Annotated in this window: 20 protein-coding genes and 1 pseudogene; 9 read left to right on the top strand and 12 right to left on the bottom strand. The window is 70.9% G+C overall.

Annotated elements, in window-relative coordinates; genetic code table 11:
* Positions 1-141: 141 nt before the first annotated feature.
* Complete coding sequence (locus MKK75_RS07165) at positions 142-624, bottom strand: Hsp20 family protein (protein WP_244041917.1); 483 nt, start codon at positions 622-624, stop codon at positions 142-144.
* Positions 625-818: 194 nt separating this feature from the next.
* Here MKK75_RS07165 and MKK75_RS07160 point away from each other — a divergent pair, with 194 nt between their 5' ends.
* Positions 819-1,850: an alpha/beta fold hydrolase gene (locus tag MKK75_RS07160; RefSeq protein ID WP_244041916.1), complete on the top strand. Its 1,032-nt coding sequence runs from the start codon at positions 819-821 to the stop codon at positions 1,848-1,850.
* Positions 1,851-1,986: 136 nt separating this feature from the next.
* Here MKK75_RS07160 and MKK75_RS07155 read toward each other — a convergent pair whose 3' ends face one another.
* The 3 genes from MKK75_RS07155 to MKK75_RS07145 all read right to left on the bottom strand — a co-directional run bounded on the left by MKK75_RS07155 (position 1,987) and on the right by MKK75_RS07145 (position 4,902).
* Positions 1,987-2,511, bottom strand: a complete 525-nt coding sequence (locus MKK75_RS07155; RefSeq protein WP_244041915.1) for a SixA phosphatase family protein — start codon at positions 2,509-2,511, stop codon at positions 1,987-1,989.
* An 88-nt stretch (positions 2,512-2,599) separates the two neighbouring features.
* Positions 2,600-3,451, bottom strand: a complete 852-nt coding sequence (locus tag MKK75_RS07150; RefSeq protein ID WP_244041921.1) for an AAA family ATPase — start codon at positions 3,449-3,451, stop codon at positions 2,600-2,602.
* Between the two features lie 248 nt (positions 3,452-3,699).
* Positions 3,700-4,902 (bottom strand): lytic murein transglycosylase, encoded by a 1,203-nt coding sequence (locus tag MKK75_RS07145; RefSeq protein WP_244041914.1) that lies wholly within the window; start codon positions 4,900-4,902, stop codon positions 3,700-3,702.
* 404 nt (positions 4,903-5,306) lie between these two features.
* Here MKK75_RS07145 and MKK75_RS07140 point away from each other — a divergent pair, with 404 nt between their 5' ends.
* Positions 5,307-6,974 carry a methyl-accepting chemotaxis protein gene (locus MKK75_RS07140; RefSeq protein WP_279593664.1) on the top strand — a complete coding sequence of 556 codons (1,668 nt, stop codon included), beginning with the start codon at positions 5,307-5,309 and terminating at the stop codon, positions 6,972-6,974.
* 511 nt (positions 6,975-7,485) lie between these two features.
* Here the strand turns inward: MKK75_RS07140 and leuD are convergent.
* Together leuD and MKK75_RS07130 are read right to left on the bottom strand one after the other, a co-directional pair.
* Positions 7,486-8,088 (bottom strand): 3-isopropylmalate dehydratase small subunit, encoded by a 603-nt coding sequence (gene leuD / locus MKK75_RS07135; protein ID WP_244041912.1) that lies wholly within the window; start codon positions 8,086-8,088, stop codon positions 7,486-7,488.
* Between the two features lie 69 nt (positions 8,089-8,157).
* The gene (locus MKK75_RS07130) at positions 8,158-8,877 is read right to left on the bottom strand and encodes a HisA/HisF-related TIM barrel protein (RefSeq protein WP_244041911.1); all 720 of its coding nucleotides are present in this window, start codon (positions 8,875-8,877) and stop codon (positions 8,158-8,160) included.
* Positions 8,878-8,898: 21 nt separating this feature from the next.
* On the opposite strand from MKK75_RS07130, the gene MKK75_RS07125 reads away from it, so the two are divergent.
* The 4 genes from MKK75_RS07125 to MKK75_RS07110 are packed head-to-tail and all read left to right on the top strand — an operon-like array spanning position 8,899 to position 11,582.
* Positions 8,899-9,948: a hydantoinase/oxoprolinase family protein gene (locus tag MKK75_RS07125; protein WP_244041910.1), complete on the top strand. Its 1,050-nt coding sequence runs from the start codon at positions 8,899-8,901 to the stop codon at positions 9,946-9,948.
* Complete coding sequence (locus MKK75_RS07120; RefSeq protein ID WP_244041909.1) at positions 9,945-10,145, top strand: hypothetical protein; 201 nt, start codon at positions 9,945-9,947, stop codon at positions 10,143-10,145. The genes MKK75_RS07125 and MKK75_RS07120 overlap by 4 nt, the downstream gene beginning before the upstream one ends.
* A gap of 28 nt (positions 10,146-10,173) precedes the next feature.
* Complete coding sequence (locus MKK75_RS07115) at positions 10,174-10,950, top strand: hypothetical protein (protein WP_244041908.1); 777 nt, start codon at positions 10,174-10,176, stop codon at positions 10,948-10,950.
* A 17-nt stretch (positions 10,951-10,967) separates the two neighbouring features.
* Positions 10,968-11,582 (top strand): GNAT family N-acetyltransferase, encoded by a 615-nt coding sequence (locus MKK75_RS07110; protein ID WP_244041907.1) that lies wholly within the window; start codon positions 10,968-10,970, stop codon positions 11,580-11,582.
* A gap of 122 nt (positions 11,583-11,704) precedes the next feature.
* Here the strand turns inward: MKK75_RS07110 and rplS are convergent, their stop codons facing one another.
* The 3 genes from rplS to argB all read right to left on the bottom strand — a co-directional run bounded on the left by rplS (position 11,705) and on the right by argB (position 14,038).
* The gene (rplS, locus tag MKK75_RS07105) at positions 11,705-12,106 is read right to left on the bottom strand and encodes a 50S ribosomal protein L19 (protein WP_244041906.1); all 402 of its coding nucleotides are present in this window, start codon (positions 12,104-12,106) and stop codon (positions 11,705-11,707) included.
* 143 nt (positions 12,107-12,249) lie between these two features.
* Entirely contained in the window at positions 12,250-12,990 is a 741-nt protein-coding gene (locus MKK75_RS07100; protein ID WP_244041905.1) for a pyrimidine 5'-nucleotidase, read from the bottom strand.
* Between the two features lie 154 nt (positions 12,991-13,144).
* Entirely contained in the window at positions 13,145-14,038 is an 894-nt protein-coding gene (gene argB / locus MKK75_RS07095; protein ID WP_244041904.1) for an acetylglutamate kinase, read from the bottom strand.
* 333 nt (positions 14,039-14,371) lie between these two features.
* Here argB and MKK75_RS07090 point away from each other — a divergent pair, with 333 nt between their 5' ends.
* From MKK75_RS07090 to MKK75_RS07080, 3 genes are all read left to right on the top strand, one after another.
* A complete protein-coding gene (locus tag MKK75_RS07090; protein WP_244041920.1) occupies positions 14,372-15,715 on the top strand; it encodes a UDP-glucose dehydrogenase family protein in 1,344 nt (447 codons plus the stop codon).
* 339 nt (positions 15,716-16,054) lie between these two features.
* The gene (locus MKK75_RS07085; RefSeq protein ID WP_244041903.1) at positions 16,055-23,497 is read left to right on the top strand and encodes a type I polyketide synthase; all 7,443 of its coding nucleotides are present in this window, start codon (positions 16,055-16,057) and stop codon (positions 23,495-23,497) included.
* The gene (locus tag MKK75_RS07080; protein WP_244041902.1) at positions 23,494-24,861 is read left to right on the top strand and encodes an aminotransferase class I/II-fold pyridoxal phosphate-dependent enzyme; all 1,368 of its coding nucleotides are present in this window, start codon (positions 23,494-23,496) and stop codon (positions 24,859-24,861) included. Before MKK75_RS07085 ends, MKK75_RS07080 begins: the two co-directional genes overlap by 4 nt.
* A gap of 71 nt (positions 24,862-24,932) precedes the next feature.
* Here the strand turns inward: MKK75_RS07080 and MKK75_RS36040 are convergent, their stop codons facing one another.
* The 3 genes and pseudogenes from MKK75_RS36040 to MKK75_RS07065 form a co-directional block, all read right to left on the bottom strand.
* Positions 24,933-25,448 (bottom strand): GNAT family N-acetyltransferase, encoded by a 516-nt coding sequence (locus MKK75_RS36040; RefSeq protein ID WP_244041901.1) that lies wholly within the window; start codon positions 25,446-25,448, stop codon positions 24,933-24,935.
* A complete protein-coding gene (locus tag MKK75_RS07070) occupies positions 25,445-25,732 on the bottom strand; it encodes a DUF1778 domain-containing protein (RefSeq protein WP_244041900.1) in 288 nt (95 codons plus the stop codon). Before MKK75_RS07070 ends, MKK75_RS36040 begins: the two co-directional genes overlap by 4 nt.
* Before the next feature lie 158 nt (positions 25,733-25,890).
* Positions 25,891-26,233, bottom strand: a pseudogene (locus tag MKK75_RS07065) (sugar transporter); the annotation flags it as partial.

The raw sequence follows: 26,233 nt of genomic DNA, 5'->3' as shown, positions 1-26,233 counted from the left end.
TACTCCGGGTGCGCGGCGCGCGCCGTTCCGCCAGAATCAGAGCATGCCGCGGACACGCCATTATGACAGCTCCCCATATGAAAGCGCCCCGGCCTGGGGCCGGGGCGCTCTCGATCCGTCCGTTGGTTTCAGGATCTGGGGTCAGGCGGCCTGCTGGACCGAATCCGCGCGGACGTCACCCTCGATCACCGGGGCGCTGGCGCGGCCCGCCGTGGCGATCTGGATGCGGCGCGGCTTCTTCGCCTCCGGCACCTCGCGGACGAGGTCGATGTGGAGGAGGCCGTTCTCCAGGGCCGCTCCGGTCACCTGGACATGGTCGGCGAGCTGGAAGCGGCGCTCGAAGGACCGGGCCGCGATGCCCTGGTGCAGGAACTCGGCCTTGCCTTCGGCCTTGCGCTCGCCCTTCAGCGTGAGCGCGTTCTCCCGCACCTCGATCGACAGGTCGGCCTCGGTGAAGCCGGCGACCGCGACGGTGATGCGGTAGGCGTTCTCGCCGGTCCGTTCGATGTTGTAGGGCGGGTAGGTGGGCGCAGCCTCGGCGCTGGCGAACTGGTCGAGCGCGGAGAACAACCGGTCGAAGCCGACGGTCGAACGGTAGAGGGGCGCGAGATCGAACTGACGCATGACATATCCTCGTGTGAGCAACATGCAATTCCGGTCCGCCCCGAGGGGCCGGACCCGTCTTCCGTGCCGCCAGATGGCCGGCACCATCGGGATATCGGAGGGGGAAAATCGGGGTTCAAGACCCTGGATCGTAGGGAAAAGCGAGATTTTTTCGCTACGCTCGGCCGGTGCGTGGCTGTGCGTGAGGGGGGCCCATGGGACGGTTCGAGGGTAAGGCCGGGGGCGAGCCGCCGCTGCTGACCCTGCGCGACACGCCCGACAATTCGGTCCCGCCCGGCGGCACCCTGATCGCGGTGGGCACGCGGGACGATTGCACCCTGCGGGCGGCTTATTGGCAGCCCACGACGCGGACCTGCCGGGGCACGATCTGCCTGCTCCAGGGCCGGGCCGAGTTCATCGAGAAGTACTACGAGACGATCCGCGACCTGCGCGCCCGCGGCTTCGCGGTGGTCGCCTTCGACTGGCGCGGCCAGGGCGAATCGGACCGGCGGGTCGACGATCCCCACAAGGGCCACGTCGCAAGCTTCGACGAGTACCGGCTCGACCTGCGGGCCGTGGCCGAGACCGTGCTGATGCCGCTGATGCCGGAGCCGCATGTCGGGCTCGCCCACTCGATGGGCGGGTGCGTCGCGCTGCTCGGGGCGCTCGACGGCTGGCTGCCGTTCCGGCGCCTCGTGACGGTGGCGCCGATGCTGTCGATCCGGATGGTCCGCTGGCCGGCCGTGGCGTCGGTGCTGTCGCGGGGGCTGCACCGGCTCGGGCTCGGGAGCCGCTACATCCCGTTCGGCAAGCCGGTCTCGATCGCCACCAACCCCTATCCCGGCAACCGCCTCACGCGGGATCCCGTCCGCTATGCCCGCAACGCCGCCGCGGCCCGGCAGGTCGGCGCGGGCGCTGTCGGCGACCCGACGATCGCGTGGCTCGCCGAGTCGTTCCGGGCGATGGCGCGCCTGCGCGACCCGCGGGCGGCGCCGCGCATCACCCTGCCGACCCTGATCGTGGCGGCGGGGGCCGACCCGGTCTGCGGCACCCCCGTCACCGAGCGCTTCGCCGCGCGGCTCAAGGCCGGGCACATCCTGGTCCTTCCGGATTCGCGGCACGAGATCCTGTCCGAGCGCGACGCGATCCGGCAGGATTTCTGGGCGGCCTTCGAGGCGTTCGTGCCGGGCTTGCCCCTGCCCTCCCACGCGGAGGTCGCCACGCACGTCGCGGTGCCTGTCGCCTGACGCCTGTCGGGGGTTTCGAAAGGGCGAGCCCTTTCGCGGGTGCAGGGTGGAACCCGCTGGGCTCGGGCGAAGCCCGACATCGGGGTTTCACCCCGATACCCCACCAAAGGGCTCGCCCTTTGGAATCCCATGACGTTTAGCCGCCCAGGTCCGGGTCGATGTCGCGGGGGCGGACGAACCGGTCCAGGCGCCCCTGGCCGGGGGCGATCACGGCCCAGTGCTCCGTGTCGAAATCGATCACCACGTAGGCGGCGGTGGGAAATTCGAGGCCCAGGCGGTTGCGGGCGGCGCGGGGCCCGTCCCCGGCGAGGTCCGACGCGAGGTCGCCCAGGCCCGGATTGTGGCCGACGACGATCACCGTGGCGGCGCTGTCGGGCGCCTCGCGGATCACCCGCAGGATCCGAGACGCCGGGGCCTCGTAGATCTCGCGCTGCCAGCGGGTTTCGGGGGCGCCGAGGGGGGCCGCCATCGCCTCCCAGGTCTCGCGGGTGCGCTGGGCCGTCGAGACCAGCGCGAGGTCCGGCCGCAAGCCCTCATCGGCGAGATGGGCGCCCACGGCCGGTGCGGCCCGGAGGCCCCGGTCGTTGAGCGGCCGGTCGTGGTCGGCGACGCCCGCCGGACGGTCCGACTTGGCGTGCCGCAACAGGATCAGCCTGCGCATGACGTCAGCCCCTGGCAAGAATTCTGGCACGAACTCCGGACCGCCGCCGCGGTCCCCCGATGCCGGTTAGCCGAAAGCGCGGCGCACGTCAGCCGCCCCGCTGATCGCGCCGCATCATGAAGGCGAGCTTCTCGAACAGGCTGACGTCCTGCTCGTTCTTCAGGAGCGCCCCGTGCAGCGGCGGGATCAGCTTGCGGCCATCCTGCTCGCGCAGGGTCTCGGGGGCGATGTCCTCGGAGACGAGGAGCTTCAGCCAGTCGAGCAGCTCCGAGGTCGAGGGCTTCTTCTTGAGGCCCGGCACCTCGCGCATCGCCAGGAAGGTCCGCAGAGCCTCCTCGACGAGGCGGTGCTTGATCCCCGGATAGTGCACGTCGACGATGCGCTGCAGCGTCTCGGAATCGGGGAACTTGATGTAGTGGAAGAAGCAGCGGCGCAGGAACGCGTCCGGGAGCTCCTTCTCGTTGTTCGACGTGATGATCACGATCGGCCGGCGCCCGGCCTTCACGGTCTCGCCGGTCTCGTAGACGTGGAACTCCATCCGGTCGAGTTCGGTGAGGAGGTCGTTCGGGAACTCGATATCGGCCTTGTCGATCTCGTCGATCAGCAGGACCGGGCGCTCGGGCGCCGTGAACGCCTCCCAGAGCTTGCCCCGCCGGATGTAGTTGCCGATCTCCGAGACCCGCTTGTCGCCGAGCTGGGAGTCGCGCAGTCGTGAGACCGCGTCGTACTCGTAGAGCCCCTGCTGGGCCTTGGTGGTCGACTTGATGTTCCAGACGATCAGCGGCGCGTTCAGTCCCTTGGCGATTTCCTCCGCCAGCACGGTCTTGCCGGTGCCGGGCTCGCCCTTCACGAGAAGCGGGCGTTCGAGCACCACGGCGGCGTTGACCGCCGCGGTGAGGTCGGGGGTCGCGACGTAGGTCTCGGTTCCGGAAAAGCGCATCGCGGTCTCGGCAAGGCTGAGCTGAGCCCACCGGTAGCGCGGCGCACGGCGACCCTGCAAGCGCGACTCTGTCCCAGGGCCCAGTGCGCCGGCGAGGGCGCCTATGCGGACTTGCGCTGGCCGGCCGACGCGTCATCCGCCCAGGTCCTCGGTGGACCGCAGGCCCCCGTCGCAAAACCGGCGGCCACTTTTGCGAAACCGGCGCGGGAAAGGGTCGGTTCAGGGGGCCGACTTGAACCGCGCAGCAATCAACTGCCGCGGAGCGCCTCCAGCACCTTGCCGCCGGGGCGGCCGGTCGGGGTCATGCCGAGGCGGCGCTCCACGTCCTTGATGGCGTCGCGGGTCTTCTGGCCGACCTTGCCGTCCGGCTCGCCCACGTCGTAGCCGCGGGCCGCCAGCCGGGTCTGGAGGTCGCGCCGCTCGGCGCGGGACAGGGGCGGATCGTCGGTCGGCCACGCCGCCTGGACGCCCGGCTTCCCGCGCAGCCGGTCCGACAGTACCGCGATGGCGAGGCCGTAGGATTCGGCGGCGTTGTACGAGTAGATCGCGTCGAAGTTCTTCGTGACCAGGAAGGCCGGCCCGTCGATCCCGGCCGGCGCGATGATCCCAGCCGGCCCCTCGCCCGTGAGCGGGCGGCCGTCGATCCGGGTCACGCCGAGCGCGGCCCAATGGGCGATCGGCTTCTTGTTCCTGCGCCCGGCCGCCCCGACGGCGAAGCCGCGGGGCAGCTTGACCTCGTAGCCCCAGACCTGCCCGTGCTGCCACTTGGCGACGTGCAAAAAGTTCGCCGTGGAGGCGACGGCGTCGGCGGTCGAATCGACCACGTCGCGCCGCCCGTCGCCGTCGCCGTCGACGGCGAGGCGATGGTAGGTGGTCGGCATGAACTGGGTCTGGCCGAAGGCCCCCGCCCAGGAGCCGGTGAGACGCTCCGGCGCGATGTCGCCGCGCTCGATGATCCGCAGCGTGGCGATCAGCTCGCCGCGGAAGAAGTCCCGGCGGCGGTTGTTCGAACAGGCCAGCGTCGCGAGCGATTGGACCAGCGGCATCTTGCCGAGGTTCTTGCCGAAATTGGACTCGACCCCCCAGACCGCCGCGATCGTGTAGCGGTCGACGCCGTAGCGCGCCTCGGCCTGCGCCAGGGCGGTCGCGTTCTGCCGCATGGCCGCGCGCCCATCCTCGACACGCTCGTCATCGACCAGCGCGGCCATGTAATCCCAGATCGGGGTCTTGAACTCGGGTTGCGCCTGGGAGAGCTCGATCACCTTGTCGTCGAAGCTGATACCGCTCGTGGCCGCCCGGAAGGTCTGGGCCGACACGCCCGCGGCCGCCGCCTGAGCCTGGATGCCGGCGAGGCAGCCGTCGAAATCCGCGCGGGCCGGTTGGCTCGCGGCGCCGGCGACGAGGAGACCGAACCCGAGCGCGAGGCCCGGCCCGAAGCACTGATGGCGCATTCTGGCGTTCCCGTGTGTCGCCCCTGGTGTAGCGGCCGAATCAGGCAGCACGAGGGTTAACCGCGCGTTAGCGCGCCTCCCATTGGGCCGACGCGCCCCCCCGGCGGTCCCGCTCCGTACGCGGGACCCGGCCGGACCAGCCTGATGTGCCCCGGCGGTTCCGGCCGGCACGCCGGCCATCATGAGCGCGAAGCCTTGCCGGGGCGTCGATCGGCGCAGATCTGCGGCGCAACCTGCGGCAGATCGAGGTCCGATCCCAAGACGTTGCAGTCGGCGCCAGCGCGGCTGCAGCATCTTCGGTGGAAAACAAAATCGTTCTCCGGGGCGTGGAAAAATTCTTCAGTTCTAGATATGATAATGATCTCGGATCACCCAAATCAGGCCTATCGCTTCGGATTTCAGAAATGTCGATCGCCAAGAGAATCATAGCGTGCTTCGCAATATTGATAGTCATAACGATTATTGGTAGTGTATTGAATTACCGAAAACTGTCTTTTATTGAAAATTCGAGTGAATGGTCGGAGCATACCTACGACGTTCTGAACGTGAACGCGCTCCTGCTCAGCAGCATGGCCGATCGGGAGACCGGATTGCGGGGCTATCTGATCGCAGGGGACCGCAAGTTCCTCGAACCGTTGGAGAAAGGCACCCTGGCCTTCGCCGCGGCCGTGCAGCGACAGGCGACCCTGACGGCCGACAATCCGACCCAGCAGGCGCGCCTCGGACGCATCGAGGCGCTGGCGCGCCGCTGGCAGTCGGAGATCGCGGATCCCGAGATCGCCCTGATGGGGCAGGTCGGCGGCCAAGCGGAGGCCCGGGCCCGCGAGGCAGCGGGCGCCGGCAAGGCCTTCGTGGACGGCATCCGGGCCGAGATCGCGGAGAGCGACGCGACGGAGCGCGCCTTGCTGAAGACGCGCCAGGCCGAGGCGGCCGAGGCGTTCTGGACCTCCTACCTGTCGATGGCGATCACCCTCCTGGTCCTGCTGGGCAGTGCCGCCACCGCCGCCTACGTGCTGACCCGCGTGATCGCCGTCCCGACGCGCCGGATGACCGACGTGATGGGCGATCTGGCCCGTGACAACCTCGACGTTGCGGTGCCGAATCGGGACCGGACCGACGAGATCGGCCGCATGGCTGCGGCGGTTGAGGTGTTCAAGCAGGCGCTGGTCGCCAAGCGGGCGGCCGACGCGGCGGCCGAGCAGGAGCAGGACGCCAAGGCGCGCCGCGCCGCGCATCTCGACGCGACGCTGAAGGCCTTCGAGGCGGAGGTCTCGAGCCTGACGCAGGCGCTGGCCGGTGCCGCCACGGAACTCGAAGCGACGGCCCAGTCGATGACCGGCGTCGCCGAGGAGACGGACGCGCAGGCCCTGGCGGTCGCGAGCGCGGCCGAGCAGGCTTCGACGAACGTCAACACGGTCGCGGCGGCGACGGAGGAGCTGTCGAGTTCGATCCGGGAGATCAACGGTCAGGTTTCCCGCGCGGCCGAGGCCGCCGGCGAGGCGGCCCGGGAGGCGATCCAGACCGACGGGGCCGTGAAGAGCCTGGCCGAGACCGCCGAGAAGATCGGCGGGGTGATCGCCCTGATTTCGAACATCGCCGGCCAGACCAACCTGCTGGCGCTCAACGCCACGATCGAGGCGGCGCGCGCCGGCGAGGCGGGCCGCGGCTTCGCGGTGGTGGCCACCGAGGTGAAGGAGCTGGCCGCCCAGACCACCCGCGCCACCGGCGAGATCGGGGCGCAGATCGCCGAGATCCAGGCGGCGACCGGCGACGCGGTCCATGCGATCCAGTCGATCGCCCGGACGGTGGGCGAGATCGCCACCAGCTCGACCGCCATCGCGGCCGCGATGGAGCAGCAGGGAGCGGCGACCCAGGAGATCGCGCGCAACGTTCAGGAGGCCGCTTCCGGGACGGGGCAGGTGACCAGCAACATCGTGGAGGTCAAGCGGGCGGCGGGCGAGACGGGCTCGGCGGCCACCCAGGTGCTCGGCGCGGCACAGGGGCTCTCACGCTACTCGAACGACCTCGGCCGCGCGGTCGCGACCTTCCTGGCGGAGGTGAAGGCGGCCTGACGCGGGTTTCGAAAGGTCGAGACCGAGCCCTTTCGAAGCGTCTCCAGAGACAAGACGCCCTCGCGTCGAGCCGGTTTTAGCACCGTTGTTCGTCTCGGGGGCGGGGCCCTCTTCCCGGTCGCATGCAGCGAAAGCAGCCTGCGACCGGGATCCCTCATGCGACGTCGCGAAGAGGATGCCTGATACCAGTGGCCCTGCGGCTGACGTATCCTGGGCGAACCGCCGCCTGGGCGGCGACGCGCGTTCGCCCCTGCCGACGGCCGAACGCTGGACGAGTCCATGTCGACGACCCTCGGTATGAAACAGACCGTACCGCTGGCGCGGCGCTTCGTGCGCGGTTCCCGGATTAGGTTCCGATGCGCTCCACCGGTCCGGGAAAGGTGCGCCGCAGGGGCGCCGATCCCCCGCGCGGACGCGGCCGAGCACCTTGAAAGGGCTGGGCTGAGTCCTTCGGATCCTCGAACGATACGCGGGCCTCGCCGGAGAACGGCGAGGCCCGCCATCAACCCCCTCAGGCCCATTCCCGCTGCGCGAGCTTCTGCTCATACGCATCGATGGCCGCGCCGCGCTCCAGGGTGAGGCCGATCTCGTCGAGCCCGTTCAGGAGGTTGTGCTTGCGGCCGGGCTCGATGTCGAAATGCAGGCGGCCGCCGTCCGGCCCCCGGATGGTCTGGGCCTCCAGGTCGATCGACAGGGTGGCGTTGGCGCCGCGCTCGGCGTCCTCGAACAGCTTCTCCAGATCCTCGGGCGCCACCACGATCGCCAGGATGCCGTTCTTGGCGCAGTTGTTGAAGAAGATGTCGGCGAAGCTCGTCGAGATCACGCAGCGGATGCCGAAATCGGCCAGCGCCCAGGGCGCGTGCTCGCGCGACGAGCCGCAGCCGAAATTGTCGCCCACGACGAGCATCTTGGCGTTCCGGTAGGCCGGCTGGTTCAGCACGAAATCCGGGTTCTCCGAGCCGTCCTCGCGGTAGCGCATCTCCGCGAACAGGCTCTTGCCGAGCCCGGTCCGCTTGATCGTCTTGAGGTACTTGGCCGGGATGATCCGGTCGGTGTCGACGTTGATCGTCCGCATGGGCGCGGCGACGCCCTCCAGGGTCGTGAACTTTTCCATCGTCTGAACGCTCGCGCGATTTGGCTGTCTGACGGAGGGTTTAGCAGCGCCCGGCGCGGGCCGGAAGCGTCAGACCAGGTCCGCCGCGTCGGCCCGGGACAGGGTGGCGTCGTGCAGCGCCGAGGCCACCAGGGCGCCCGCGATCCCGGCCTCGCGCAGCGCCCGCAGGTCGCCCGGCCCGCGCACGCCGCCGGCCGCGTAGAGGCGGCGATCCGGCGCCCGCGCCTGGATCGCCCCGAGCGCCGCGAGGTCGGGCCCCTGCCCCGCCCCGACCTGGGCGAGCGTCATGGCGATCACATCCCGAGGCCAGAGCGCCGGGTCGTCGTGGAGGGCGGCAGGGCCGAGGCGCTCGGCGCCGCGCGTGTCGAGGGAGAGCACGGCGCGGTCGCCGAAGCGCGCCGCCACGCCGGGATCCGCTTGGCTCTCGCTGCCGATCACCGGCCGGCCGAGGCCGGTGGCCAGGAAGGCCGCGACGCCCGCCGGATCGGCGAAGCCCGCATCCACCCACAGGCCGATGCCCGGGCAGGCGCGGGTGATCGCCTTCAGCGCCGCCAGATCGGGCGGCGCGCGATCGAGGATCGCGTCGAGATCCGCCACGTAGAGGGTGGCGGCCGGCCACGCCTCGCACAGGCCGCGCGCCACCATCTCGGGCGCGGACCCCTTTGCCAAGGGCGTCTCGATCGGGGCATAGGAGGAGCGCTCGCCCCGGCGCGCCCGCACCACGCGGCCGCCCCGGAGGTCGAGCACCGGGATCACCGCGAAGCCGGGGCGCCCGAGTCCGTGATCCATCGAGGCGTTCATCGCGGTCCCATGCGCTTTCCATCCTGCAGGACGATCGGGTGGGACCTCGGCGGGGTTCACGTCAAGGCCGCGCTTGTGGAGGCCGGGCGCGTGGTGGCGGCCGTGCAGGTGCCCTGCCCCCTCTGGCAGGGCGTGACCGCCCTCGATCGGGCGCGCGCCGCCCTGCCCGACTGGGCCCGGGGCGAGGCCCGGCACGCGCTCACCATGACGGGCGAGCTGACCGACTGCTTCGCCGATCGGCGGGAGGGGGTGGCCGCGCTCGCCGGATGGGCCGCGGCGCATCTGGCCGGCCCCGTGCGGATCTACGCCGGCCGGTCCGGCTTCGTCGCCCCCGAGGCGGCCGCGGAGCTCGCCGGGGATGTGGCCTCGGCCAATTGGCACGCCACCGCGGCGCTCGCGGGGCGGATCGCCCCGGACGGCCTGCTGGTCGATATCGGCTCGACCACCACCGACCTGATCCCGATCGTCGGCGGCCGCCCGGCGGCGGCGGGCTACAGCGACGCCGAGCGCCTCGAGACCGGGGAACTCGTCTATACGGGCGTGGTGCGCACGCCGGTGATCGCGCTCGCCGACCACGCCCCCTTCGGCGGCCGCCGCACCCGGCTGATGACCGAGACCTTCGCCCACATGGCGGACGCCTACCGGGTGCTGGGCCGGCTCCCCGAGGGGGCCGATCAGCAGGCGAGCGGCGACCGCAAGGGCAAGTCCGTGGCCGAGAGCGAGACCCGCCTCGCCCGGATCGTCGGGCGGGACCGCGCGGAGGCCCCCGGGACGGCCTGGGCGGCGCTGGCGGGCCATTTCGCTGAGGCGCAGCTGCGCCTCCTGCACGATGCCGCCGCGCTCCTGCTCGGCCGTCCGGATCTTTCCGAGGCAGCGCCCCTGATCACCTGCGGAGCCGGCGCCTTCCTGGGCGCGCGCCTCGCGGACCGGCTCGGGCGCGCGACCGTGCCACTGGTCGACCTGCTGGCGGACCGGATCGCCGGCCCGCACGACTGGGTCTCGACCTGCGGGCCGGCGGCGGCGGTCGGCCTCATCGCCGCGGAGGAGGAAGTCGCATGAGCGCCATCAAGATCCTGGCCCGGATCCTCACGGCCCGGGTCGGGCCGCATATCGAGCTGGCCGTGGAGACGCAGACCGGCGAGGTCCTGAAGGTGCTCGCCACCGAGGACCAGATCGACCGGCTGGTCGACGAATTGGAGGACATCCTCCATTCGCCGGGCGAGCCGGACGACGACGGGCCGCCCGCGGCCGCCTGATCGGGGACAGGAGGGGCCGAACGCTGCCATGAGCCTGATCGCCGCCAAGATCGCCATCACCCCGACGCTGATGTGGGCCGTCTCAGCGGCGGCGCGCCGCTGGGGCAGCCTCGTCGGCGGCCTGCTCTCGGGCCTGCCGCTCACCTCGGCGCCGATCTCGATCTATCTCGCGGCCGAGCAGGGCGAGCGCTTCGCCTCGGAGGCGGCCGTCGGCTCGGTACAGGGTCTGGGCGCGGTGACGCTCTGCTACCTCGCCTACGCCCTCTGCGCGCCGCGGATGGGGGCTGCCGCCTCCGTCGCCATCGCCCTCGCGGCCTTCGTGCTGGGCGGCGCCCTGCTGCACGGGCTCGTCCGGCCCGGCCTGTGGCTCGCGACCGTGATCGACCTGCCGGCGATGGCTTTCGTCGTCGCCCTGTGCCGGCCGGGACCCTCGCCGGCTGCGCCGGCCCGCCGGCCGCCGCGCTGGGACATGCCGGCCCGGCTGGCGGCGGCCACCGCCCTGGTCCTGCTGGTCTCGACCCTCGCGCCGCTGCTCGGCCCGGGCCTGAGCGGGGTGCTGTCCCCGATCCCGATCATCTCCTGGCCGCTGATCGCGTTTGCGCGGATGCAGGACGGCGTCGGCGCCTCGCTCGACGTCGTGCGGGGCAGCGCCCAGGGCGCGTTCGGCGTGCTGGCCTTCTATATCGGCGTGCACACGATGCTCGGGGCGATGGATCCGGTGCTGGCCTACGCCCTGTCGATCGCGGTGTCGGCCGCCTGCGTCCTGCCGTGGTTGTTCGCGCACCGGCGTCCGCGGGCGGCGTGACCGCCTGGAGACGGCCCATGATCACCGCCACCAATACGCTCGCAGCCGGCTACGCCGCCGTACCACCCGGCCACATCGCGACCGTCGTAACCTCTCTGGAGATGGTGCAGCCGCCATCGCCGGGGCCCGAGCGCCCCTTCCCGCCCGGGCTCGAACTGCGCACGCTCGCGGACCCCGATCCGGAGGCGTACCGGCGCCTGTTCCGCGCGGTCGGCGCCGACTGGCTCTGGTTCTCGCGCCTCGCCCTCGCGGACGACGCGCTGCTCGCCATCCTGACCGACGAGGCGGTCGAGATCCTGGCCCTCCGGCAGGCGGGCCGCACCGTCGGCATGCTGGAGCTGGATTTCCGCCAGCCCGGCCAGTGCGAACTGGTGTTCCTCGGCCTCACCCGCGACCGGATCGGGGCGGGGCTCGGTGGCAGCCTGATGGCTCACGCGCTGCGCCGGGCTTGGTCGCGCCCGATCGCGCGGTTCTGGCTGCACACCTGCACCCTCGACCATCCCGGAGCCCTGGCCTTCTACCGGCGCTTCGGATGCGAGCCCTGCGCGGTGCATGTCGAGGTCGCCCCCGATCCGCGGCTGGACGGATCGCTCCCCCGGGATTGCGCGCCCCACGTTCCGCGGCTCGGGTGAGGCGGCGCCCGGCGGGCAACCGTGCTTGGCGCCCCTCGGCACGGACCCAACAGAAAGGCCCGCCCCGATGCATCGGAGCGGGCCTCGATCTCGGACTGGCGGTGAGGCCGGCCGTGCCGCGATCACTCGGCGGCGGCTGGCGCCCCGGCCGGGGTGTCCTTGGCCTTGTAGCGGTCGGTGCGCTCGACGATGCGGGCCGACTTCCCGCGGCGGTCGCGCAGGTAGTACAGCTTGGCGCGGCGCACCTTGCCGCGGCGGGCCACCTTGATCGAATCGATCATCGGGGAATGCACCGGGAAGACGCGCTCCACGCCCTCGCCGTAGGAGATCTTGCGGACCGTGAAGCTCTCGTTGAGCCCGCCGCCCTGGCGGCCGATGCAGACGCCCTCGTAGGCCTGGACGCGGGTGCGCTCGCCTTCCTTCACGCGGACGTTGACGATGAGCGTGTCGCCCGGCTCGAAATCCGGAATGGTCTTGGCCAGGCGCGCGACTTCCTCGCGCTCCAGCTGCTCGATGATGTTCATGGCATAGCTCCAGCCGTCGCGTCGTGACGCCCCTCATGGGCGATCGGCGCCAGGATTTCGGCGATCCTGTTGTGAGTTGGCCGGCTCTCTACAGGATCGTCCCCGGCTTGTCGATTGCCGCGTGCGCTGCCGTTCCGCGCCCTTCAGGCCGGCACCGCGCCCGCCTCCGGCAGCACGCAGCCCAACAGGAACGCCGCGAGGTCGTCGGTGATGTGGTCGATATGCGGCTCGCGCACCGCCTCCTGCTCGAACGCCTCGCGGTAGGGATCGATGATCTTGGGCACCACCAGCACGGTCGCCATGCCGAGGTCGTGCGGCACCGCGAGGTTGCGGGCGATGTCCTCGAACAGGGCGGACCGGGTCGGCTCGACAGCGTGGGCCCGCAGGAAGCGCTCGTAGGTCGAGCGCTCGGGCTTCGGCACGAAATCGGCGGCCGCGATGTCGAACACGTCCTCGAAATGGTCGAGGATCCCGAGCTTGGCCGCCACGTTCTCGGCATGGCGGCGCGAGCCGTTGGTCAGGATCAGCTTGCGCCCCGGCAGGCGCTCGATCGCGTCGCCGAGATCCTTGTCGAGCTTGATCGCCGAGTGGTCGATGTCGTGCGCGAAATCGAGGAACTCATGGGGATCGACGTCTGCCTCGACCATCAGAGCCTTCAGGGTCGTGCCGTAGGTGTGATAGAAATGCTTCTGCAGGGCGCGGGCCGAGAGGCCGTCGAGCCCGTAGAGCCCCATCACGTAGAGCGTGATCCGCTCATCCACCTGCGGCCAGACCCGAGCGTCGCTCGGATAGAGCGTGTTGTCGAGATCGAACACCCAGGTGTCGACATCGGCGAAGCCGCGCGCGCCGGGGGTCGTGAACTGGGCCTTGTCGGGGTGATGCACCGTATCCCCTCGGATTCGTAGCTCCTGCGCGGCGAGGCTGAGCCTTTGCGGTCACGCTCGCAGACTTGGCTGTCCCGAAGCTAGCTTGGAGCGGGACAATGCGCGTGCGGGGCGGAGGTTGCCGCCCCGCACGACCCCATCTTGAATCGGCCCGTCAGCCCCGCCGGATCAGCGTGCCGGCGCCGTAATCGGTGAACAGCTCCAAGAGCACCGCGTGGTTGACCTTGCCATCGAGGATGACGACCGCCTCCACGCCGCGCTCGATCGCGTACATGCAGGTCTCGATCTTGGGGATCATCCCGCCCGTGATGGTGCCGTCGGCGATCAGGCGGCGGCAATCCTCCACGGTGAGTTCGGGAATCAGCTTCTTGTCCTTGTCGAGCACGCCCGGGACGTCGGTGAGCAGCAGCAGGCGCTTGGCCCGCAGCGCCCCCGCGATCGCCCCCGCGAAGGTGTCGGCGTTGACGTTGTAGGTCTGCCCGTCCGCCCCATAGGCGACCGGAGCGAGCACGGGAATCAGCTCGGCCTTCAGCACCGCGTCGAGCACGCCGCGCTCGACATGCTCCGGCTCGCCGACGAGGCCGAGATCGATGGTCTGCTCCAGGTGGCTCTCGGGATCGACCATGGTCTTCAGCGCCCGCTTGGCCCGGACCATGTTGCCGTCCTTGCCGCACAGGCCGATGGCCCGCCCGCCCTCGGCCGAGATCCAGCCGACGATCTGCTTGTTGATCAGGCCGGCCAGCACCATCTCGACCACCTCGACGGTGGCTGCGTCGGTCACCCGCAGGCCGCCGCGGAACTCGGACTGGATGCCGAGCCGGTCCAGCATCTTGCCGATCTGCGGCCCGCCCCCGTGCACGACGATCGGCTTCAGCCCGGATTGTTCGAGGAGCACGATGTCCTCGGCGAAGTCCTCGGCCGCGGACCGGTCGCCCATGGCGTGGCCGCCGTACTTGATGACCACGATCTCCTGATCGTAGCGCTGCATGTGGGGCAGCGCCTGGGCCAGAACCTCGGCGCGCACGTGCACGTTCGGCAATTCGGTCATCGCGGTCCTTCACCGATCCCTGGCCACTCTTCGGCCGATCCTTGGGTCAGGGCCCGCGGGCGGGGTTGCGGCCGCACCCGTCGGGCGGGGGCGCTTCTACAGGAACCCGCCGGCACTGCGAAGCCGCCTTCGGCGTCAAGGGCGTGATCCCCGCGTCTCGCGTCGGCTCCGATTCGCCGGGACGGCCCCGCTGTCAAAAAACAGTCACCATTCCCGTATGTTGCAAACCGGCTACAGATTGGACCAGAACCAGCGTCGACCGGGTTGCGCCCCCGTGGCGCCCGGCCCATGCTGCACTGCAGCAAGCCGGAAGCTGGCGGCCGGGAGGACCGGATGCGGATCGCGATGATAGGGGCCGGGTATGTCGGCCTGGTGTCCGGGGCGTGCCTGGCGGATTTCGGCCACGCCGTGGTGTGCATCGACCGCGACCCGGACAAGATCGCCTCGCTGAACGCCGGGCGCATGCCGATCTACGAGCCGGGGCTCGACGCGCTGGTGGCCGAGAACGTCCGGCAGGGCCGGCTCGCGTTCAGCACATCGATGCGCGAGGCGGTGGCCGAGGCCGACGCGGTGTTCATCGCGGTCGGCACGCCGTCCCGCCGCGGCGACGGCTTCGCCGACCTGAGCTTCGTGTTCGACGCCGCGCGCGAGATCGCGGGCGCGCTCTCGGGCTTCACCGTGGTGGTGACCAAGTCCACGGTTCCCGTCGGCACCGGCGACGAGGTCGAGCGCATCATCCGCGAGGCCAACCCGGCGGCGGATGTCGCGGTGGCGTCCAACCCCGAGTTCCTGCGGGAGGGCGCCGCGATCGCCGACTTCAAGCGGCCGGACCGGATCGTGGTCGGCACCGGGGAGGCCCGGGCCGAGGCGGTGATGCGCGAGGTCTACCGGCCGCTCTACCTCAACGCCGCGCCGATCCTGGTGACCAGCCGGCGCACCGCCGAATTGACCAAGTACGCCGCCAACGCGTTCCTGGCCGCCAAGATCACCTTCATCAACGAGATCGCCGACCTGTGCGAGGCGGTGGGCGCCGACGTGCAGCAGGTCGCCCGCGGCATCGGGCTGGACAACCGGATCGGCACCAAGTTCCTGCATGCCGGGCCGGGCTACGGCGGCTCGTGCTTCCCCAAGGACACGCTGGCGCTGGTCAAGACCGCCCAGGATGCCGGCACGCCGCTGCGGCTGGTCGAGACCGTGGTGGCGGTCAACGACCAGAGGAAGCGCGCCATGGCGCGCAAGGTGATCAAGGCGTGCGGCGGCTCGGTGCGGGGCCGGACGATCGCGCTGCTCGGCCTGACCTTCAAGCCCGACACCGACGACATGCGCGACGCGCCCTCGCTGGCGATCGTGGCGGGCCTGCAGGATGCCGGCGCGACCGTGCGCGCCTACGACCCCGAGGGCATGGCGCAGGCGCGGGCGCTGATGCCGGCCGTGGACTACGCCGAGAACGCCTACGCCTGCGCGGAGGGCGCGGATGCGCTGGTGATCGTCACCGAGTGGAACGCCTTCCGGGCGCTCGACCTCGACCGGTTGCGGCAGGCCATGGCGTCCGGCGGGACGAGGCCCGTGCTGGTCGATCTGCGCAACATCTACGATCCCGAAAGCGCCGCGCGACACGGGTTTATCTATTGCGGCGTGGGACGAAACGAGGCGGGCGCCGTGTCGAACCCGGCCTGACCTGTGCGGTGATCCGAAGATCTCTTCGGAAGATCTTTTCGCGTCCCGGGCACAATGCCGTCAGACGGGTTCCCGACGCCGGGGCGCAACTGTGGCTTTCTGGTGATCGTTTCAGCGTCTCGACGGCCTGTCGACAGGTCCAGATTTGGCGTTCTGATCCCCGGGATTGGATAGGTCCCTGATGAATACATGTCACAGCCTTCGGCAATTTCGCCACGCGGGGATGACCTCGCGTCCGGGCTGGTTGGACACCGCAATGGTGCCACAGTAAGGGGTGAGAGGGTACTCACTCGTCGCGAGCCGAGCCGACTTCCGATAACGAGCGTGTGCGAACCGAACGTGACACAACGTACAGACATTGCGATCGTCGGACGCGCATGCCGACTGCCCGGGGCCCCCAGTGTGGACGGGCTGTGGTCACTCCTCTCCGAGGGACGCTGCGCCGTCAGTAAGGTGCCGGCCGACCGGTTCTCCCTGGAGCGGTTCGCGCATCCCCGCGCCCATGAGCGCGGCAAGAGCTACACCTGGGCGGCGGGCGTCATCGACGACGTGTGGTCGTTCGATCCGGCGGTGTTCGGCATCTCGCCCCGCGAGGCCGAGCAGATGGATCCGCAGCAGCGGATGCTGCTCGAGCTGACCTGGGAAGCCCTCGAAGATGCGGGCCTGCGCCCGTCGAGCGTGGCCGGCAGCCATATCGGCGTGTTCGTCGGCGCCTCCTCGCTCGACTACGGTAACCTGCGCATCCTCGACGCGCCGTCCGGCGACGCCTACGCGGCGACCGGCAACACGCTGTCGATCATCTCGAACCGCATCTCCTACATCTTCGACCTGAAGGGCCCGAGCTTCACGGTCGACACGGCCTGCTCGTCCTCGCTGGTCGCCTTCGACAACGCCGTGCAGGCGATCCAGTCGGGCCGGGTCGACACGGCCGTGGTCGCCGGCGTCAACGTGCTGGCGAGCCCGTTCAACTTCATCTGCTTCTCCACCGCGCAGATGCTCTCGCGCACCGGCCTGTGCCAGGCGTTCTCCAAGAACGCCGACGGCTACGTGCGCTCGGAGGGCGGCGTGGTGTTCGTGCTGCAATCGGCCGAGGCCGCCCGGCGCAACGGCGCCACAATCCGCGCCGTGGTGGCGGCGTCGGGCATCAACTCGGACGGGCGCACCACCGGCATCTCGCTTCCCTCGGGCTACGCCCAGGGCGCCCTGCTCGAGAAGGTCTACCGCGAGGCCGAGATCGGACTCGACGACCTCGCCTTCATGGAGGCGCACGGTACCGGCACGCCGGTCGGCGACCCGATCGAGGCCTCGGCCATCGGCTCGAAGCTCGGCCGCGGCCGGCAGGCGCCGCTGCCGATCGGCTCGATCAAGACCAATATCGGCCATACCGAGCCGGTCTCGGGCCTGGCCGGCCTGATGAAGGCGACGCTCGCCCTGGAGCACGATCTCGTGCCGCCGTCGCTGCACGCGGTCGAGCTGAACCCCGAGATCCCGTTCGGCGAGCTGAACCTCCACGTCGTGCGCGAGCCGATGACGATCGCCCGCAACGGGCGCGAGCGGTTCGCGGGCGTGAACTCCTTCGGCTTCGGCGGCACCAACGCCCACGTCGTGATCACCGATGCCCCCGCCTGGGCCAGGGCCGCCGAGTCGGCGCCGGAGCCCCAGGCGCAGGTGCTGCTGCTCTCGGCCCAGAGCCGGGCCGCCCTGAACGAGCTGGCCCTCGACTATGCCGAGCGCCTGGAGGCCGAGCCCGCGCAGGCTCCGACGCTGGCGGCCGCCGTGGCGCATCGCCGCGAGCGCATGTCCGCCCGCCTCGCCGTCGCCCTCGACGGCAAGACCGACATCGCCGCCGCGCTGCGCGCCGTCGGCGAGGGCGAGGACAGCTCCGACGCCTTCACGGGCACCGCGGTCGACCGGGTCGCCGAGGTGGCCTTCATCTATTCGGGCAATGGCAGCCAGTGGGCCGGCATGGGCCGTGAGGCCTACGCGGAGAACGCGGTCTTCCGCGCGACCTTCGACCGGATCGACACCCTGTTCCAGACCTATTCGGACTGGTCCCTGAAGGCGGCGCTCTACGCCGACGACCTGGATGAGCGCCTCGTGCTCACCAGCGTCTCGCAGCCGCTGATCTTCGCCATCGAGAGCGCGTCCACGGCCGCCCTCAAGGCCAAGGGGCTGATCCCGTCCTACGTGCTCGGCCACAGCGTCGGCGAGATCGCGGCCGCCGAGGCCGCCGGCATCCTGAGCCTGGAGGACGCGGTCCGGGTCATCTACTACCGCAGCCACCACCAGGAGACGACGCACGGCCAGGGCACCATGGCGGTGCTGCTGATGCCGGCCGAGGAGGTCGAGGCCTTCCTCAAGGATTTCCCGACCCTCGACATCGCCGCCTACAACAGCCCGAAGGCCGTCACGGTCGCCGGCCCGGTGGCCGATATCGACGCCGCCCTCAAGGCCCTGTCGCGCAAGCGCCGGCGCGGGCGCAAGCTCGACCTCGCCTACGCCTTCCACGGCAGGCTGATGGACCCGACCGAGAAGCCGCTGCTGCGCGACCTCGCGGGGCTGAAGGCGCGGGCCGGGACCACCGCGATGGTCTCCACCGTCACCGGCTCCCTGCTGGACGGCACCCATTTCGGGGCCGGCTACTGGTGGCGCAACATCCGCGAGCCGGTGCGCTTCTGCGAGGCCGTGCAGGATGCCACCCGCCGGGGCGCCCGCGTGTTCGTCGAGGTCGGCCCGCGCGCGACGCTGATGTCGCATGTCGGCGACGCGGTCGAGCCGCTCGGCATCGAGACCGCCACGGTCGGCGTGATGCACCGCAAGGCCTCTGGCGGCGACCCGATCGCCAAGGCGGTGAGCGCCGCCCTGGTCCAGGGCGCGCAGGTCGACGAGGCCGTGCTGTTCGGCGATGCGCCGCAGGGCGACGTGCGCCTGCCGACCTATCCCTGGCAGCGCCGCCCGTTCCGGCTGGCCGACACCACCGAGGGCGTCGGCGCGATGAGCCCCCGCCCCTACCATCCGCTGATCGGGTCGCGCACGACCTTCGACGGCCTGGAGTGGAACGGCTTCGTCGATCCGGTGACCGTGCCCGAGCTGGACGACCACAAGGTCGACGGCCAAGTGATCATGCCGGGTGCCGGCTTCGTGGAGATGGCGCTCGCCTGCGTGCGCGAGGCCCTGCGCGACGACGCGGTCGTGCTGGCCGATTTCGAGATCGTGGCGCCGATGGTGTTCGCCGAGGACGCCCTGCGCGAGGTCGCTGTGCGCCTGTCGGGTTCCGGCAACGGCATCCAGGTGCTGAGCCGTCCGCGCCTGACCCAGACGCCCTGGCAGCTCCATGCCCAGGCCAAGATCGTCGAGGGCACCTTCTCGGCCCCGAAGACTCCGGATCTCCACGGCTTCAGCTTCGAGACGGCCGGCGAGCACGTGCTCCCCGGCGACGCGCTCTACGCCAAGGCCCTGGCCTCGGGGCTCGCCTTCGGCCCGAGCTTCCAGCAGGTCGCCATGAGCGCCCGGCTGGATGACGCCACCATCGTGTCCGACCTGCTGCCGGCCGAGCCCGACACCCGCTACGGCCTCGTGCCGAACCGGCTTGACGCCTGCTTCCATGGGCTGATCCTGCTGTTCGCCGACCTGCTCGGAGAGAACGGCGGCAAGGCCTACATCCCGGTGCGCTTCGGCGAGGTGCGGCTGCTGCGCCCCGGCGCGGTGATCGCCCGCTCGATCATCCGCACCCGGCGCTGCAACGAGCGCTCGATCCTGGCCGACTTCACCCTCCTCGACGCCGAGGGCGCGGTGATCGCCACGATCCGCGAGGGCCGGTTCCAGGCCCTGCGCGCCAAGAACGGCGGCGACCTCTCGGTCTTCGCGATCGCGCAGGTGCCGGAACTCGCCACCGAGCCGACCGCGATCCCGATGGAGCGCCGCCCGAGCGTGGCCGCGCGTCTGCGTCCCCTGGCCGCCGAGGCGAAGGGGCCGTCCGATGCCGCCCTGTCGCCGGGTCACCTCCTGCTGGAGGGCTGGGCGACCTCGCTCGCCTACCGCCTCGCCTCCGGGTTGGCGCAGGGCGCGACCGTCTCGGCCGCCGACAGCCGCGTGCCCGAGGCCATGCGCCCCTGGGTGCTGAACGCCCTCTATGCCCTGGAGAGCAGCGGACTCGCGGAGCGTGCCGGCCAGAACTGGACGCTGGGTGACGGCTCCGCCCTGCCGGCCCCCGACGAGATCATGCGCTGGATCGCGGGCGACCATCCGGACCTCTCGGCCGAGCTGGTTCTGATCGCCGATGTCGGCGCCCTGGTCGACCGGCTGCTCGCCGGCACGCTGACCGACGCGCCGGCCCTGCCGCAGGGGGCGATCGACGCCTTCGTGCTGCGCTCCGCCACCGCACGCCACGGCGCCGACGTCGTCGCCGGCCTGATCGAGCGCAGCCGCCCGCAGCTCCCGAAGGAGCGGGCCTTGCGGGTGCTGCAGGTCGGGTTCGGCCCGCTCTCGGCGCAGGTCGCGACCTTTGCCGCCGCCGCCGAGGCGCGGCTCACCGTGTTCGAGACCGACCGCCGGCTCGCCGAGCGCGCCCGGCTGTCGCTCGGCCGCGCCGCCGCCGTGGCGGAGACCGCCGACGAACTCGCGCCCGGCAGCTTCGACCTGATCCTCGCGGCCGGCAGCCTGCATCGCGGCGACCGCGCCCTGCCGGGCCAGCTCGCCGGGGCGCTCGCCACCGGCGGCCTGCTGGTCGCGGTGGAGCCGGGGGCTTCCCTGTTCCGCGACCTCGTGTTCGGCCTCACCCCGGCCTGGTTCGAAGAGGCGGTCGGCGGCCTCCCCGTGGGCCGGCTCGAGGATATCGAGGGCTGGCAGCGCACGCTGAGCGCCCACGGCCTCGTCAAGGTCGAGGTCGAGCGCGCGGCCTCCGCCAACGGCGACGACCTGCTGCTGACGGCGGAAGCGCCGGTGCGTCCGGGTCCGGCCCCGGCGCAGAGCTTCGCGTTCATCATCGGATCCGACGACGAGTTCGCGGCCGAGACCGCCTCCTCCCTGGCGACCCTGCTGGTCGCGGGCGGCGTGCACGTCTCGATCATCCTCGACTCCGAGACCTCCCTGATGGAGCTGGAGAAGGAGACCCCCGACACGGTGGTGTTCCTGGCCGGCGCCTTCACCCGCGGCGGCGAGGCGTCCGAGCGGCTGCGCGACCGCTGCCTCAGCCTGAAGCGCTGCACCGAGCATCTCGGCGCCCGCCAGACCAAGCTCTGGGTCGTCGCCCCCGGCGCGACCCGCGACCGCGGCGGCCAGACCACCAACATCGAGGCCGGCGTGTGGGCCTTCTCCCGCACGCTCGCCAACGAGGCCCCGAACCTCGACGTCCGCCGCATCGACCTCTCCCCCGAGATGTCGTCGAAGCGCGCCTCCGAGCGCCTGCGCGACCTGATCCTCTCCGGCACCCCGGAGACCGAGATCGTGCTGGACGACGAGCGGACCCAGATCGTGCGCTTCCATGCCGGCCGGCCGCAGCACCGGGATCCGGCGGATCTGGTCCCGGCCGAGGCCGCGCGCCTGGAGCGCAGCAACACCGGGGGTCTCAGCGAGATGGTCTGGGGTCCGGCCGAGCGCCGTGCCCCCGGCAAGGGCGAGATGGAGATCGCGGTCGAGGCCACCGGCCTCAACTTCCGCGACGTTCTCTGGGCGCTCTCGATGCTCCCGGAAGAGATCCTGGAGGACGGCTTCGCCGGCCCCCGCCTCGGCCTGGAATGCGCCGGCCGCGTCACGGCCGTCGGCCCGGGCGTGAAGGGCTTCAAGGTCGGCGACCCGGTCGTCGCCTTCGCCCAATCGGGCTTCGCCACCCACATCGTGGTGCCCGACCTCGTCGTCGCGCCGATGCCGCACGGCCTCGACCCGATGGCGGCCGCCACCGTGCCGGTGGCCTTCCTCACCGCCTATTACGGCCTCGTCTCCTGCGCCCGGATGCGGCGCGGCGAGTGGGTGCTGGTCCATGGCGGCGCGGGCGGCGTCGGGCTGGCGGCCCTGCAGATCGCCAAGCTCAAGGGCGCGCGGGTCATCGCCACCGCCGGCTCCCGCGAGAAGCGGGCGCTGGTGAAGGCGCTCGGCGCCGAGCACGTGCTCGATTCCCGCTCCCTCGCCTTCGTGGACGAGGTGCGGGCGATCACCGGCGACGGCGTCGACATCGTGCTGAACAGCCTGTTCGGCGAGGCGATGGAGCGCTCTCTCAACGCGCTCCGGCCCTTCGGCCGCTTCGTCGAATTGGGCAAGCGCGACTACGTCGCCAACACCCATATCGGCCTGCGCCCGTTCCGGCGGAACCTCAGCTATTTCGGCGTCGACCTCGATCAGGTGATCCAGCACCAGGGCGACGACGGCGCGCGGATGTTCCGCGAGGTGATGGCGCTGTTCAACGACGGCGGCCTGAAGCCCCTGCCCTATCAGCCCTTCACGGCGGCCGAGACCTCGGACGCGTTCCGGCTGATGCAGCAGTCGGGTCACATCGGAAAGATCGTGATCAGCCCGCCCAAGGCCGGCACGATCATGAAGGACACGGCTCAGCCATTCACGGTCTCGGAGACGGGCGTCCACCTGCTGACCGGCGGCCTCGGCGGCTTCGGCCTGGAGGCGGCGCGCTGGCTGATCGACCGGGGCGCGAAGCACCTCGTGCTGGCCGGCCGCAAGGGCGCGGCCACCGACGAGGCCAAGGCGATCGTGGCGGCGCTGAATGCCCGGGGCGTGACCGTCGAGGCCAAGGCCGTCGACATCACGAGCCGCGCCTCGGTGGACCGGCTCATCGCCGGGATCGAGCAGGGCGGCAGGAAGCTCGCGGGCGTGCTCCACGCCGCGGCGGTGCTTCAGGACGGCCTGATCGCCAACATCGACGCCGCGGCGCTCGACGCGGTGATCGGCCCGAAGGTGATCGGCGCCCAGCATCTGGACGCCGCCACCCGCGACCGGAGCCTCGATTACTTCGTCCTGTTCTCCTCGGCGACGACCTTCATCGGCAACCCGGGCCAGGGCTCCTACGTGGCCGCCAACGGCTTCATGGAGGGCCTCGCGCGCCAGCGCCGCCGCCGCGGCCTGCCCGCGCTCGCGGTCGCCTGGGGCGCCATCGGCGATGTCGGCATGCTCGCCCGCAACAAGGCGGTCATGGAAGGCCTCGCCGGCCGGGTCGGCGTCACGCCGATGGAGGCCCGCCGCTGCCTCGACCTGATGGCCGAGGCTTTGGGCAGCCAGGGCACGTCCCCGGACGAGGCGGTGATCGCCATCGCGGCGATGCACTGGGGCAAGGCGCGCGAGCGGCTCGCCACCCTGCGCTCGCCGAGCTACGCGGAACTCGGATCGGACCAGCAGGCGGAGGCCGGCGGCGTCCAGGCGATCAACATCGCGGCGCTCCTCAAGGGCGGCGACCTCGATGCGGTCCGCAAGACCGTGTCGGACGCGATCGTCGAGGACATCGCCCGCATCCTACGCCTGCCGAAGGACGACATCAGCCGCGTGCGCCAGCTCTCGGAGATCGGCCTCGATTCGCTGATGGGCGTGGAACTCGGCGCCAGCCTGCAGGAGCGCTTCGCCCTCGACGCGCCGCCCGCGGGCCTCTCCTCGGGCATGACCGTCAACGAGCTGTCGGAGTCCTTAATTCAGGCGGTTTCCGCGCCCATGGACGAGGCGGCCGGCGTCGCGATGAGTCTCGTCTCGAAGCACATCGGCGGTGAGATCGATGCGCAGATGATGGCGCCGCTTCGGGAACTCATCGAGCAGACGTCCAGCGAGATCAAAGAGACGAACTCATGACCGATACGGCACGGCCTGACGGCGGGCGCGCGGCACTCGCCGGCTTCGTGACCAACCGGCTCGGGCGCGCTACGCCGCGTCCGGCCCCCGCCAAGGCGGCCTCGCCGACCGACAAGTCCGCGGTGCAGAACTTCGAGAACCTGCCCGGTTACCGCGAGCTGAAACTCCAGCGTCAGGCGGCCGAGCTGATCGGTCTGGGCAACCCGTTCTTCCGCGTCCACGACGCGAAGGCCGGCGCGACCACGCGGATCGACCAGAAGAGCTTCACCAACTTCTCGTCCTACGATTATCTCGGCCTCAACGGCCATCCGCGGGTCAGCAACGCGGCGCGCGAGGCGATCGATTCCTACGGCACGTCGGCCTCGGCGAGCCGCGTGGTGGCGGGCGAGCGGCCGGGGCACATCAGCCTGGAGCAGGCGCTGGCCAAGCATTACCGCTCCGAGGGCTGCGTCGTGATGGTGAGCGGGCACGCCACCAACGTGACCACCATCGGCGCCCTGCTGGAAGCCGGCGACGTCATCTTCCACGACGCCCTGTCGCACAACAGCATCGTCACGGGCGCGCAGCTCTCCGGCGCCCAGCGGCGCTCCTTCGCGCATAACGATCTCGACGCCCTGGAGACCCTGCTCCAGTCGACCCGCCACGAGCACCGCCGGGCGCTGATCGTGGTCGAAGGCCTGTACAGCATGGACGGCGACGCGCCGGACCTCGCCGGGCTCGTCGCCCTGAAGAAGCGCTACGACGCGTGGCTGATGATCGACGAGGCCCACGGCCTCGGCGTCACCGGCCGCACCGGCGCGGGGCTGTTCGAGCATTGCGGCGTCGACCCCAAGGAGGTCGACATCTGGATGGGCACGCTGTCGAAGACGTTGTCCACCTGCGGCGGCTACATCTGCGGGCCGATCGCGCTGATCGAGTACCTGAAGCACTCGGCCGGCGGCTTCGTCTACAGCGTCGGCATGTCGCCGCCGCTGGCCGCCGCCGCCGAGGCGGCGCTGGCGGTGCTGCACGCCGAGCCGGAGCGGGTCGAGCGCCTGCGCCAGAACGGCACGCTGTTCCTGGCCGCCGCCAAGAAGCTCGGCCTCGACACCGGCTTCAGCCTGGGGCTCGCCGTGGTGCCGGTCATCGTGGGCGATTCGCTGAAGGCCGTGACCCTGTCGGACCGGCTGTTCCGCCGGGGCATCAACGTGCAGCCGATCATCCACCCGGCGGTGCCGGAGCGGGCCTCGCGCCTGCGCTTCTTCCTGACCTCCGAGCATACGGCGGATCAGATCCGCGACACCGTGAACGCGGTGGCGGAGGAGCTGGCGGCGATCGACAAGGGCGGCTCGTTGATCGAGCAGTTGCTGGCCAAGCGGGGCTGAGCGCGTCCGGGGCAGAGCCGAAGGCAGGCGTTGCCCCGGATTTGCGGCCGTTACGAAGGGCTGGGCGGCTATCAGGCGCGGCCCGAATTCAGCAGGGCGAGGCCGGTCGCGATCGGCAGGAACAGCCGCATCGGCTTATCCGTCAGCGGCACGAAGCCGAGTTCCGCGTAGAAGCGCGCGGCTGGCGCGTCGATGGCGTCCGCGAACAGCGCGTGGCTGGCGATGGGGGCCGTAGCCACGGTGCGGATCGCATCGAACACCAGGGCTGCCCCGAGCCCTCGGCCGCGGAAAGCGTCGTCCCGCCCCAACCAGCCCATCAGCACGGCCGGCACTGTCGGATAGCGCGGCAGTTTCCTGGCGAGTCCGTCGGGCACGTCCGTGAGCGGCACGCTGTTCGAGGACAGGGTATAGAAGCCGCCGACCCGACCGGTCGCCATGTCGCGAGCGACGAAGCAGGCCGCGTAGCAGCGCTTGACGTCCTGAGAGACGGTGTGCCGGAAATAGGCATCGACGCGGGCATTCCCGCTGACAAAGCCGCGTCGGTCGTGGGACTTGGGGAGCGGCTCGATGACGAATGCCGCCGTCACCGCGGCTGGATCAGATCCGCATGGCGCTCGGCCGCCCGCCTGAGATGATCGGTCGGCTTCGGCGGCTCGATCAGAGCCTCCGCGAACCGAATCTGATCAGAGCGGGCCAACCGCAGGATCTCGGCCTCCTCGACCACGCGCCGGGCATCCTCGCCCGCCGCGGCGATCAGGTAGCCGGTCAGGGTCATGCCGCGCAGCTGCGCCGCGCGCAGCAGCGTCTCGTAGATCGGCACCGGGATACGGGCCTCGAGCCGCGCCGTTCCGTCTTTGCCTGGAGCCGCCATGGATCACCTTCCGGATCCGATGATACGGCAAAATGCCGTAACGGACAAAATTCAGCTTCAGCCCATAGTACGAGCTTCGCCGCGAGCCTGGATCGGACCCTCTGCCCGATTGGCGGGAACGACGTTCCGCCAATCGCGAGGCTGATCGGCGGCGCGGATTACTTTGCGTAGGCGTAGGCTGTGGCGAGCGAGGAGACCGGTCCGGTGACGCCGCTGAAGGCGGTGAGCACTTTCGAGACCTCGGTGAACGGCGCGTTCGACACGTAGACGAGGTCGCGGTTGCGCATCCGGAACGCCTGGGACACGAACAGGCTGTTGGGATCGCGCATGTCGATCCGGTACACCACCGGGACCAGCGGTGTGGCGAGCAGCTTCGAGCCCGGGTTCAGCCGGCGCACCACGCTGGCCGGCTCGAACCGGAAGATGAAGGTGCCGGACGGGTCGGCGGCGAAGTCCGACAGGCCGCGCGCCTTGGCCAGCGCCTGCGCCAGGGTGATCCCG

The organism is Methylobacterium sp. J-030, assembly GCF_022829545.1.
Lineage (GTDB): Bacteria > Pseudomonadota > Alphaproteobacteria > Rhizobiales > Beijerinckiaceae > Methylobacterium.
Note: the sequence above shows the minus strand (reverse complement) of the source record. Positions and strands in the feature narration are given on the sequence as shown.